Origin of the sequence: Burkholderia sp. WSM2230, assembly GCF_000472445.1 — a bacterium.
Taxonomy (GTDB): domain Bacteria; phylum Pseudomonadota; class Gammaproteobacteria; order Burkholderiales; family Burkholderiaceae; genus Paraburkholderia.
In genome coordinates, this window is the sequence record NZ_AXAJ01000013.1 from 1 (window position 1) to 12,363 (window position 12,363).

The 12,363-nt window shown below is 62.7% G+C and carries 10 protein-coding genes; 8 read left to right on the forward strand and 2 right to left on the reverse strand.

The features are described from left to right. On the reverse strand, positions 1-608 hold a 608-nt coding region (locus tag A3AC_RS29475; protein ID WP_035475644.1), incomplete at its 3' end, for a phage late control D family protein. Positions 609-860: 252 nt separating this feature from the next. On the opposite strand from A3AC_RS29475, the gene tssB reads away from it, so the two are divergent. From tssB to tssE, 8 genes are all read left to right on the forward strand, one after another. Further along, complete coding sequence (tssB, locus tag A3AC_RS0122145) at positions 861-1,370, forward strand: type VI secretion system contractile sheath small subunit (RefSeq protein ID WP_025601477.1); 510 nt, start codon at positions 861-863, stop codon at positions 1,368-1,370. A 26-nt stretch (positions 1,371-1,396) separates the two neighbouring features. Then, entirely contained in the window at positions 1,397-2,944 is a 1,548-nt protein-coding gene (gene tssC, locus A3AC_RS0122150) for a type VI secretion system contractile sheath large subunit (RefSeq protein WP_025601478.1), read from the forward strand. 130 nt (positions 2,945-3,074) lie between these two features. After that, on the forward strand, positions 3,075-4,421 hold the full coding sequence (gene tssK / locus A3AC_RS0122155) for a type VI secretion system baseplate subunit TssK (RefSeq protein WP_025601480.1): 1,347 nt from the start codon (positions 3,075-3,077) through the stop codon (positions 4,419-4,421). Next, on the forward strand, positions 4,418-5,089 hold the full coding sequence (locus tag A3AC_RS0122160; protein WP_025601481.1) for a DotU family type IV/VI secretion system protein: 672 nt from the start codon (positions 4,418-4,420) through the stop codon (positions 5,087-5,089). Before tssK ends, A3AC_RS0122160 begins: the two co-directional genes overlap by 4 nt. After that, positions 5,089-6,936, forward strand: a complete 1,848-nt coding sequence (locus A3AC_RS0122165; protein ID WP_025601483.1) for an OmpA family protein — start codon at positions 5,089-5,091, stop codon at positions 6,934-6,936. The genes A3AC_RS0122160 and A3AC_RS0122165 overlap by 1 nt, the downstream gene beginning before the upstream one ends. A gap of 13 nt (positions 6,937-6,949) precedes the next feature. Continuing rightward, positions 6,950-7,435, forward strand: coding sequence for an Hcp family type VI secretion system effector (locus A3AC_RS0122170; RefSeq protein ID WP_025601485.1), 486 nt, complete (start codon positions 6,950-6,952; stop codon positions 7,433-7,435). Positions 7,436-7,674: 239 nt separating this feature from the next. Further along, complete coding sequence (tssH, locus tag A3AC_RS0122180; RefSeq protein ID WP_025601487.1) at positions 7,675-10,461, forward strand: type VI secretion system ATPase TssH; 2,787 nt, start codon at positions 7,675-7,677, stop codon at positions 10,459-10,461. Then, positions 10,458-10,892 carry a type VI secretion system baseplate subunit TssE gene (tssE, locus tag A3AC_RS0122185; protein WP_025601488.1) on the forward strand — a complete coding sequence of 145 codons (435 nt, stop codon included), beginning with the start codon at positions 10,458-10,460 and terminating at the stop codon, positions 10,890-10,892. The genes tssH and tssE overlap by 4 nt, the downstream gene beginning before the upstream one ends. 140 nt (positions 10,893-11,032) lie before the next feature. On the opposite strand, the gene A3AC_RS0122190 is transcribed toward tssE, so the two are convergent. Then, the gene (locus A3AC_RS0122190) at positions 11,033-12,256 is read right to left on the reverse strand and encodes a pyridoxal-phosphate-dependent aminotransferase family protein (protein WP_025601491.1); all 1,224 of its coding nucleotides are present in this window, start codon (positions 12,254-12,256) and stop codon (positions 11,033-11,035) included. Positions 12,257-12,363: the final 107 nt, after the last annotated feature.

Genomic DNA, 12,363 nt, shown 5'->3' on the forward strand with positions numbered 1-12,363 from the left:
TCATCCCCGAACACGATCACGTCGCCATGCTTGCCCTGCTCGAAATAGCAGTAGATGCCTTCCTTCTGCATCAGCATCTGGATGTACGAAAGATCCGACATCTGATACTGGAAACGGAAGGGATGCTGTGGATATTTCCGCCGCAGCTTGAATAAAAACTGATGGCCCTTGAAGCCGTGCCGGCGCAGGATCGCCTCGATGATCTGCGGCGCGCTCTGTTGCTGGTAGATGCGGCTCGCGCGCGCAAGCCTCAAACGCGCGATATGCGCTTCGACCACGATCCGGTAGCCGGTGAAGTCTTTAGTCGTCTTCGTCCTGCTGAAGCGCGTGATGCAGCCGGCGAACACGCGTGGCGGACTGCCGTCGGCGGGATCGATCGTGAAGCTCGCATCGCGGCCGAGGTAGTCCGCGCGTGAAAGCAAACCGGGATGCGCAATCTCCACAATCACGCGATACGGTTCGCCGATACGCTCGACAGCGCTGAACGATACGACAGAAATTTCGCAACCGTTGGCAGGCCCTGTTACTTCAAGAAAATACGACTGCCGCCCCGTTACGGCTCGCGGGGTCGCTGCGTACCCGCCGACGTTTTCACTCAGATCAGCCATCGCTTGCTATCCCCTTCGTATCGCATCGTACTCACACTCTCTGTAGTACTTATGATCCTGCCAGGTGAGTTTTGAGGAGCAACGGTAACTGCTTCCGCACGTTCTGTGAATAGGATTCAAGCAATTTTTTTAATCTTGATGATTTTTTTCAAAAACGCAATTTCAAGACGAAAACCGTGTGTTACATATTCGCTATTCATGTTTGTTGTACTGATTGATGTATCGGCACTCAAGATCCTAAGGACATAAAAAATGGCAAACAGCTTCCAGAACGAGGTACCGAAAGCAAGAATCAATATCAAGCTTGACTTGCATACTGGGGGCGCTCAGAAAAAGGTTGAGCTTCCGCTGAAGTTGCTCGTCATGGGCGACTACAGCAACGGCCAGGACACGCGTTCACTCGCAGAACGCACCAAGATAGACATCAACAAGAACAACTTCAATTCGGTTCTAGCCGACTACAGCCCCAAGGCAAAGATCGCTGTCGAGAATACGCTGGCAGGCGACGGCTCGGAACTGCCGGTCAGTCTCGAATTCAATTCGATGGACGACTTCAGACCGGATGTCGTGGCAGGCAAGGTGCCCGAGTTGCGCGCGCTGATGGCTGCACGCAACCTGCTGCGCGACCTCAAATCAAACCTGCTCGATAACGCAACGTTCCGTCGCGAACTCGAGAAAATCCTCAAGGACCCGGCCCTGTCCGACCGCCTGCGCTCGGACCTGCAGCAAATCGGTGAATCCGCACCGTCTGCGCAACAGTAATCGCCGCTCAACGAGGAATATTGAACATGGCAAAGAACGAAACGGCATTTCAGGATTCGGCAGCAGCAGACGCAGTCGTGCTGGACGCCTCCGGCAAGAGCGTCTACGAATCCCTCTGCGAAAAGATCAACCTGACGCCTGTCAAGCAAACGCGTCCGTTCGACTCCTTCCAGAATGCGGACTCGCTGTCGGAATCCTCGCTGGATGAGCGCGTCGCGCAGGCGATGAGCGTGTTCCTGAAGATGATCAACGAATCGTCGCAACAGGTAGATCGTCTCGACAAGAGTCTGCTGGATTTCCACATCGCCCATCTGGACCGGCAGATCAGCCGTCAGCTCGACGCGATCATGCATAACGAAACGTTCCAGCAGATCGAATCTGCGTGGCGCGGCCTGAAGTTCCTGGTTGATCGCACCGATTTCCGTAAGAACGTGCGCATCGAAGTGCTGGACGTGTCGAAGGAACAGTTGCGCCAGGACTTCGAGGACACGCCTGAAGTAATCCAGAGCGGTCTGTACCTGCACACCTACATTCAGGAATACGACACGCCGGGCGGCGAGCCGATCGGCTCGATCATCTCGAACTACGAGTTCGACCGCAGCCCGCAGGACATCGCGCTGCTGCGCAATATCGCGAAGGTATCGGCGGCTGCTCATATGCCGTTCATTGGCTCGGTCTCGCCAAAGTTCTTCGGCAAGGACTCGATGGAGGAAGTCGCAAGTATTCGCGACATCGGCAACTACTTCGATCGCGCCGAATACCTGAAATGGAAGAGCTTCCGCGAGTCGGATGACGCCCGCTACATCGGTCTCACGCTCCCTCGCTTCCTCGCGCGTTTGCCGTACGGCCCCGACACCACGCCGGTGCGCGCGTTCAATTACGAGGAAGCGGTCAAGGGCCCCGATCACACGCGCTATTTGTGGGCCAACGCGTCGTTCGCATTTGCGGCCAACATGGTGAGAAGCTTCATTAAGAACGGCTGGTGCGTGCAGATTCGTGGTCCGCAGGCAGGCGGCCTGGTGGAAGACCTGCCCATCCACCTGTACGACCTGGGCACCGGTAACCAGGCGAAGATTCCGAGCGAAGTGCTGATTCCCGAAACGCGCGAGTTCGAGTTCTCCAATCTGGGCTTTATTCCGCTGTCGTACTACAAGAACCACGACTTCGCGTGCTTCTTCTCGGCGCACTCGGCGCAAAAGCCGGCGGTGTACGACACCAAAGAGGCCACGGCGAACAGCCGCGTCAACGCCCGTCTGCCATATATTTTCCTGCTCTCGCGAATCGCGCACTATCTCAAGCTGATCCAGCGCGAGAACATCGGCACGACGAAAGATCGCCGTCTGCTCGAGCTGGAACTGAACACGTGGGTCAAGTCCCTCGTCACCGAAATGACGGATCCGGGCGATGACCTGCAGGCATCGCATCCGCTGCGCGAAGCAAAGGTCATTGTCGAGGACATCGAGGACAACCCGGGCTTCTTCCGCGTCAAGCTTTTCATCGTGCCGCACTTCCAGATCGAAGGGATGGACATCAATCTCTCGCTTGTCTCGCAAATGCCGAAGGCAAAGAACTAGAGGCCGACTGTCCGAGCTGGTTGGGTAGTTTCCGCGCGGCGCTCAAGAGGTGCCGCGCGGTGCGCATGTCAATGCGAAACCGTGTCCCAGGGGACTTGCTTTAGGGACGTTTCAGGCATCAACCATAACGATGAAGATTACAAGACCGCTGTGGGCACAGGGCATTTTTATGACGCCCCAGCATTTCCAGCAACAGGCGCTATGGGAGCGGTACGCCGACGAGCGTATTGCCCGCATCGGCAGTCCCGACCCATGGGGAGTGACCACGGTTGCTTTCGACACGCAGGCGTTGTCGATCGACCGTCTGCAACTGGAGTCGCTCGATCTGCGCCTGCCCGACGGCACCCTGTTCGATACGGAATCCGCCGACCGACTGCCGTCGCCGCGTGATCTAAGCGAAGTGCCTGCGCACACGGAAGCGGTCATCGTGCTTGCGGCCCTGCCGGTCATCGACCCGCAGGGCGGAAACTGCATCGAAGCTGGTGAGAAGCCTGCCCGTCCACGCCGCTTCACGCGGGAATTTCTGCAGGTCGCCGATCTCAACGGCGAGGGCAAGGAAGAAATCAGCGTCGAGCGGCATTCGCTTGCGCTGCTGTTCGACTTCGAGGAGCCGGCCGGCTATGTGACGTGCCCGATCGGCAGGATTGTGCGCAACGCGCAAGGCCGCTTCGAGATCGATGCAGCCTTCGTCCCGCCGTGCCTCGTGCTCTCCGCAAGCGGTCAGTTGACGAGCCGCATGAACCGGCTATCTGAAATCCTCAGCGCGAAGAGCGCAAGTCTCGCCGTGCGCCGGCGCGAGCGCTCCGATCAGATCGCCGACTACGCTGTCGCCGACGTCTCGCTCTTCTGGCTGCTGCATAGCGTGAACAGCACATGGCCGGATCTTGCGCGTCTATGCCAGGCGCCGGACCAGCATCCCGAGCGGCTGTACGGCGTGCTGGCGCGGTTGGCCGGCTCGCTGCTCACGTTCTCGACTACCGAAACGCTGCGGGCTATTCCGCCGTACGCGCACCGCGCGCCGGAGCCGGTATTTGCGGAACTGGAATCGCTCATCCGTACGCTGCTCGATACGGTAATTCCGTCGCGCGTCGTGCCGATCGCCCTCGAACGGATTCGTGACACGGCCTGGCTCGGCAAGATCAACGACGAGCGGCTTGTCGAAGGTGCGGACTACTACCTGTCGGTCAGATCCGGCCTGCCCGCTCACGCTCTGCTTGAACAGTTGCCGCGCTTGTGCAAGGCAGGTGCGCCCGACGAGGTCGAGCAAATCGTCAACTCCGCGCTGTCCGGCATTCCGTTGCGCAGCATGTCGCGGCTTCCCGCAGCCATTCCTGTGCGGATCGAGAATCAGTATTTTGCGCTCGACGGCGCCCACCCGGCGTTCAAACGGATGGTGGATGCTCGCGCATGCCAGTTTTATGTCCCGGCCTCCATGCCGGACGTGTCGCTCGAACTTTACGCGGTGCTGCCGACATGACGACCGCCTCGACAAACCGCACGCCCACGCTGCTGCCTTCTCTTTTGCCTGTAGCGCTGCGCGACACGGCGCTGACGGTCGCTCTTCTTGCTGCCGATCCCGCGCCGCAGTCGTTCAGCGCCTTCAGGGAGAAATGCCAGGGGCAGGTCCGCAGGCTGCGCGAGGAAATGCGGTCTGCCGGTCATCCGCACGGCGTGATTGAAGACGCCGCTTACGCCCAATGCGCGCTGCTCGACGAAACAGCGCTGAGCAACCTGAGGGGCGAAGATCGTGACGCGTGGGAGCGCCTGCCGCTGCAAGTCGACGAATTCCAGAGCAACGAGGCGGGGCATGAACTGATCGCGCGTATCGAGCGCCGCCTGGCCGAGCCGCAACCGGTGCTGCCGTTGCTGGCAATTTTCTGTGCAGTGCTGGACCTCGGGTTCACGGGCAAGTTCGCATTGGCCGGGCGCGATGCCCGCGCGGCGCTCGTCAAGGCGCTCGGCGAACGGCTCGGTCGCGCGCAGGACACAGCCGGTCCCGTCGTGATCAAAGCGCACGACGCGAGTCGCTGGACGGAGCGGCTTTCGCCGCTGACGTGGGTCGTCGGCGCGTGCGTCGTCGCGACCGTCGTGTACGTCGCGCTCGATCAATGGCTCAACGCCTCCGTCGCCCGGATAGCACATTGATGGAGCCGCGTTTGACTGGTTACCCAAGTGGTTATCCGTACCGCACGCTGTTCGTGTGGGTCGCGCTGTTGGCGCTGGTCTGGCTCGCACTGTCTTCACCCTGGTCCGCCGGGTGGAACGCGATATTCGCCGCGCTCGTGATTTTCAGCGCGCTCGTTGCCGTCGTGCTCGTGACCAAACGTGCGCGCGCCCGGCGTCAGGCAACCCGCCATGTGCTGGACGCCGCCGACACGGCGCTTGGCTCGCTGCCTGCCGAACTGAAACACAACACGCCGCTGGTGATCGCCGTGGGCGACAGCGGCGGGAAACTGGACGAGCTATTCGGCTCCGGGCTCGTGCGCATTACGGACTCCGTTATCTGGGTACGCAACGAGGACCCGACGCGGCTCATGTATCTGGCCGATGCGCTCAAGCGCTGGCGTGACGGCCAGGGGCCCGACGCCATCGCGTATCTACTGGCTGCCGATGAGGCCACGGGGGCCGTCACACTGCAGGCGTCACTCAGGCGCTGGTGTTCTGCAATCGGGGAAGCGAGCCGCGCGGTCGGTTATGCGCTGCCCGTATGCGTCGCGCTCTATGCGCGCGAAAAAGGATCATCGCAAGAGGACGCGCCCTGGTTCGGCGTATCCGGTGCAGAGGGAATGCAGCCCGACGCACTGGCCGACCTGATCGCAGCGCGACTCGCACAGTACACGCATATGGCCAGTCCGGAGATTCCGGAGGAACGCGAGTTGCGCGCGCACCGTGCTGCACGGCTCGACGCCATCGTGCGCTGGGCAACCCACACTATCGTGCCGGTGTTCGTCAACGCTCAACGTGGTGCGTTGCAGCTTGCGGCGCTGGGCGTGACCGCAATCGACGGACGACCCGCCGCTGATTCGTTATTCGGCCAGTTCGTCACCGGCATCACCGAGTTGCCGCTCGCCAGCGCAGACGGTGGCGCGCAGCGGGCGAGCGCGGCGCACACACAAGCAACGCGCAGTCTCCAATCAGGCACGCCGCAGCCGCGCACGCTCCAGCCGCGTACGCCACCGTATTACCCGCTGCCAGAACCTCTGATTCGCGGAATCCAGGCCCAGTCCGTACGACGCGCGCTGCCGCGCGCGCTAGCGCATGCGTTCGTGTGGCTCACCGCCGGCTTTTGCGCGGCCGCCGCTGCATCGGCCTGGCAGAATCGCGCGCTGGTCGAACGGGTCGTCGGCGATATGGCTCGCTATAAAGCGATCGCGCCCGCCGAGGACGCAGCCCGCGTCGACGCACTTAAAGCCGTCAAGCGGGATCGCGACGAGCTCGAACGCTACGGGAGCCTCGGCGTGCCGCCCCGGCTCGGATTGGGCCTGTACCGCGGAGCCCCGCTGCTGCAACCGCTCAACGCGCTGATTGCCAGCTATCAGCCGCCGCCCCCTGCGCCCATTCCGCCGCCCACCATCGAACTGGACAGCATGTCGTTATTCCGATCGGGCAGCGCGGTCCTGAATCCCGGCTCCAACCGCGTGCTGATCGGCGCGCTGGAAATGATCAAGGCGCATCCGGACAAGCGCGTGCTGGTCGCGGGCCATACCGATTCCGTCGGCGCCGCGGCCAGCAATCTGAAGCTTTCGGAGGCGCGCGCCGCGTCCGTGCGGAACTGGCTGGCGGACGCATCCGGCATTGCGCCGACGCGCTTCGCGATCCAGGGATATGGCGACACCCGCCCGAAGGCGCCCAACACCACAGAGGCAGGTCGCGCAGCCAACCGTCGGGTCGAAATCACGCTGGTCCCGGATTGCCGGGACACGTTTGAGGAAAGCAGGAACGGCAATAGCCGTTCTATCCCCCAAGGCCACACGGCCTGTTCACTGGAGTAAAAGGAAGAAGAAAATGGCAATTCCGGCATACATGTGGATCAAGGACGATGGCGGCGCCGACATCAAGGGTTCGGTCACCGTTCAGGGTCGCGAAGGCAGCGTCGAAGTCGTAGCGCTTCAACACGGCGTGAGTATCCCGACCGATTCGAACACCGGCAAACTGACCGGCACCCGCGTACACCTGCCGATAACCTTCACGAAGGAGACGGACGCCTCGTCGCCGTATCTATACAAGGCCGTCACAAGCGGCCAGACGCTCAAGTCGGTCGAAATCAAGTGGTACAAGATCGACGACGCCGGCAAGGAGAAAGAGTACTTCAACACCAAGCTCGACAACGTGAAGGTCGTGGCGGTGAACCCGAAGATGCACGACATCAAGAACCCGGAGTTCGAAAAGCACAATCATCTCGAAGACGTTCAGTTGCGCTACGAGAAGATCACGTGGTCGTACAAGGACGGCAACATCATCCACACCGACACCTGGAACGAGCGCTCCTGATGACGCGCTGCGCCCAGCACTGACCAAGCGCCGGTCCGTCCGTTTATTGGCGGTTCGGACCGGCCATCGTCAGGCATTGGTCGTCAGCCAGCCATTGGTCAGCCATTGGTCAGCCAATGCGGGTCGGCACGCTTACCGGCGCAGACGACCGCGCTCCTGTCGCGCTCACATGGCTCTCTTATCGCTTTCTGATCGTTCTTTCACCGCCTCTCACGCCGCATTATTAGCCGCTTGCCGCCATGACTCATCGCGACCTCTCTCCGTATCTGCGCCGCCTCAACGATCACTGCGCCCGCGCGCTCGCCGACGCCGCCAGTCTGTGCGCGACGCGTGCCCATCGTGACATTGAAGTCGAACACTGGCTGATCAAGCTGCTCGAACTGGGCGACGGGGACATCGTGGCAATCATGCGCCGCTATACGCTCGACGTGGACGGAGTCTGGAACGGCCTGCTGAGTGCAATCGACCGCTTGCCGCACGACTTGCGCGGCAAGCCCGGCTTGTCCCATCGCCTCGGGCAACTGCTCGAGGCGGCCTGGCTGCGAGCGTCGCTCGAAGCGCAAACACCGCTGATCCGCTCCGCGCATCTGCTGGCGGCGCTCGCGGACATGCCGCAACTGCTGCGCGCGCCGGACGCGTGGGCGCTGCTCTCGCTGTCGTCTGCGCAGATCGAGCGCCTCACGCCCGAGCTCAACTGGACCTCCGTCGAAGCGCCCGCGGCGAGGCCGTGCACAGAGGAGCCGGGCAACGTACCGAGCACGGACGACGCATCGGACAGCGCGATGGACGACGAGCGCGACTCCGACCTGTTCCCCGCCGTCGCGCACGCGAGCGCCCTCGCCAAGCCAGTGTCCGAGGCGCTGGACCGCTTTACCATCGACGTGACGCAGAAAGCGCGCGAAGGCGCGATCGACCCCGTGTTCGGCCGCGACGCCGAGATCCGGCAAATGATCGATATCCTCGCTCGCCGGCGCAAGAACAACCCTATCCTGGTCGGGGAGCCTGGCGTGGGCAAGACCGCGCTCGTCGAAGGTCTGGCGCTGAAGATCGCCGAGGGCGACGTGCCCGCCGCGATCCGCGACGTGCGCCTGCTCACGCTCGACCTCGGCCTGCTGCAAGCGGGCGCGGGCGTCAAGGGCGAGTTCGAACAGCGTCTGAAGAACGTGATCTCGGCGGTCCAGCAATCGCCCACGCCGATCCTGCTGTTCATCGACGAAGCCCACACGCTGATCGGGGCCGGCAACTCGGCCGGCAGCGGCGACGCGGCGAATCTGCTGAAGCCGGCGCTCGCCCGCGGAGAACTGCGCACGATCGCCGCAACCACGTGGTCCGAATACAAGCAGTACTTCGAGCGCGACGCCGCGCTCGAACGCCGTTTCCAGATGGTGAAGGTCGACGAACCCGACGACGACAACGCATGCCTCATGCTGCGCGGCCTCAAGGAGCGCTACGCGCGCCATCACGGCGTGCATATCACCGACGCCGCCGTGAACGCGGCCGTGCGTCTGTCGCGCCGCTACCTGACCGGGCGTCAACTGCCCGACAAGGCCGTCGATCTGATCGACACGGCGGCCGCGCGCGTGCGCATGAGCATGGACGCCACGCCGGTCGCCATCGCCGCGCGTCATGCGGAATTTGCCGCGCTGCGCGTCGAGCGCGAGGCGCTGGTCGAAGACCAGGGCGCGACATCGGTCGATATGAGCGAGCGGCTTCGCGGCATCGACGCGCGCCTCGCAGCCCTCGCCATCGAAGCGGAGAAACTCGAAGCAGATTATGCCGGGCAGAAGGTCGCCGTCACGTCGCTCACCGAGCTACGCGCGCAGTGGCGTGATGCGCCCGACGACTCCGCGCGGCGCGATCTGGAGCCGGCGATCAGAGCGGCACATGCGCGCCTCGCCCGCGACGCGAGCGGCGCGCTGATCCACGCGGAAGTCGACGAAGCTGTGATTGCACGCGTGATCGCCGACTGGACCGGCGTGCCCGTCGGCAGCCTGCTGGAAGACGAACTGACCACACTGCTCGAACTGGAGACACGGCTCGCGCGCAGCGTCGTCGGCCAGCAGGATGCGCTTGCAGCCTTGGGCAAAACCCTGCGCGCCGCCAAGGCCGGCTTGAAGTCCGACGAGGCGCCGCTCGGCGTGTTTCTGCTTGTCGGGCCTTCGGGCGTCGGCAAGACCGAAACGGCACGGGCTTTGGCCGACCTCATGTTCGGCGGCGAACGCGCGCTGATCACGATCAATCTGTCCGAGTATCAGGAAGCGCACACGGTCTCGCAACTGAAGGGCTCGCCACCCGGTTACGTCGGCTATGGGCGGGGCGGCGTGCTGACCGAAGCGGTGCGTCAACGGCCCTACAGCGTGGTGCTGCTCGACGAAGTGGAAAAGGCCCATCGCGATGTGCTGAATCTGTTCTATCAGGTGTTTGACCGCGGCTTCATGCGCGACGGCGAAGGCCGCGTAATCGACTTCCGCAACACCGTCATCGTGATGACCTCCAATCTGGGCAGCGAGCAGATCATGGCCGCAGTCGAAGCTTCCCAGGAAAGCTCGAACGAAGATACGGCAGCGGAAACAACGCTCACACCGGCAGACAGCGGCGAAGTGACCAGCGCCATGCTGATGGAAGCAATCCGCCCGCAACTGGTCGGACATTTTCAGCCGGCGCTGCTCGCGCGCTTTCAGTCCGTCGTGTATCGGCCTTTAACAGCCGAAGCGCTCGCGCAAATCGTACGGATGAAACTCGAGAAGGTTGCTCGGCGCATCGAAAAGCGCTTTGGCGTGCCGCTTGTCTGCGACGATGCCCTCGTTGCCGAACTCGTGCGTGCGTGCCTGTTGCCGGACTCCGGCGCGCGTAACATCGACAGTCTGCTCGATCAGCAGATTCTTCCTGTACTTTCGCGTGAACTGCTCGAGCGCGTTGCGACGCGGCAATTGCCTTCGCGAATCACGCTCGGCTATACCGAAGAAGCAGGCATTGGCGTCGATTTCGACAGCGGCTGCGCTGGCGCGCATGAGGCCGCGGCATGACACGCGGTGGCCCCGGTCTCTTCGAAGCGGTGACCGGCCATTTTGCCAACGGCGCGCGCATCGACGACTACGATGCCGCGACGCAAACGTTCTATTCAGTGCAGGACAACATTCAACGCATTCTGAATAGCCGCCGCAACGGGCTTGCTCATTTGCCGGACTATGGGCTCGACGACCTGTCGGAAATCTACCGGCATCTGCCCTCGTCCGCGCACAGGCTGCGGCAGGCAATCGAGACGACAGTGCTGAAGTACGAACCGCGCGTGCGGGCCGTGGACATCAACATCCGCGAAACGGAGCCGGGCATGCTGCTCAGCTTTACGATGATCTGTCGTCTGCATGCGAGGGGCCTGGTGCGCTTCGGCACGCACTTCACGCCGGACGGCCAGACGCGGCTCGACATGCTGAAGGCGGATCTGGACCGCGCCTGAGCGCTGCACCGCTTCCAGCGAAAGCCAGCGCCGACAACCATCATCTGTCGGCGCTGGCTCTCGCGAGTGATCCCTCCGCACAGCCGCGCATCTTCTGCCGCGCGACTCAATCGTCCACGCACGGCCGACCGCGCTCAAGGCTATTTTCCTTCCGACAACGCCCTCTCGAGCGCCGCCACCCCGGCGGGCAAATCCACTTTAACGCCCAGGTCCACCATGGTCCGCCCCAACGCGTGCACGGTGCGAAACAGGTTGTGCTCGCGGCATTGCTCGCCCATCTGTCCGATCCGGACAATCGGCAAGCCGAACGAACCCGAAATTTCCACCTGATGTTGCCGCGAAATATGCGCGCACACATCGCCCGGACTCAAGCCTGCGGGCACCTCGATTCCCACCACCGAATTCAACCGGCACTCCTTCGGCGCATACAACTGCAAGCCGAGCGCCGTCACGCCGTCCTGCAACGCCACCGAACATTTCTGGTGCCGCGCGAAGCGCTTCTCCAGCGTCTCGGCGCACACCAGCCGCAACGCCTCGTGCAATGCCAGCACGCCCGAAACCGGCGCCGTGTAGTGATATCCCGCGTTGTGCCAGAAGTTCTCGGCGAGCGACGCATCCAGACACCAATGCGCGTTCGGCGCGGTGCGCCCCTTCACGCGCTCCCAGGCCGCATCGGAAAACGCAATGAGCGAGACGCCCGGAATCGACGACAAGCCTTTCTGGCCACCGGTGATGACCGCGTCGATACCCCATGCGTCCATGGCGAGCGGCATGGTGCTCAAGGTACACACCGCGTCGACGATCACCAGCGCACCCGCCGCCTTGGCCAACGCGGCAATGTCCTTCAGTTGATAGTTCCACACCGTGTTCGATGTCTCGCCCTGCACCACCGTGACGATCTCCGGGCGCTCGCGGCGAATCGCCTCGGCGATCTCGTCGAGAGTCGCCACCGACCGGTCCGCGACCTCCAGCGTGCTCACACGCGCACCGACGCGGCGGCCCATCTCGGCCATCCGTCCGCTGAAAAAGCCGTTCTTGATGCTGAGCATGCGCGTGCCTTCCCACGCGAGATTGGAGATCGCCATTTCCATCGCGGCCGAACCCGGCCCCGCGACGCCCAGCACCCACTTCGAATGAGTCTGGAACACGTAGCGCGCCATCGTCTTCACCTGGCTGATCACCTTCACCATGGTCGCGCCCAGGTGGTTGATCACGATCGTATTGGCCTTGGCGACGGCGGCCGGAATCGGCACAGGACCGGCGCCCATCATCAGCAACGGCTCTTCGGGAAGAATGGCGTCGAGCGATTCGACAGCCGGACAGGGCACAGCAGCGGACGTAACGTTGAATGATGAAGTCGGCATGATCGGTACTTGAAGAAAAACGCAAGATGAACGCACAGGAGCCAACGGCCTCGCCAGCAGTCACGCTGGCGAGGCCGTCGTTCGATCATTCACCGATCCGCGCGATT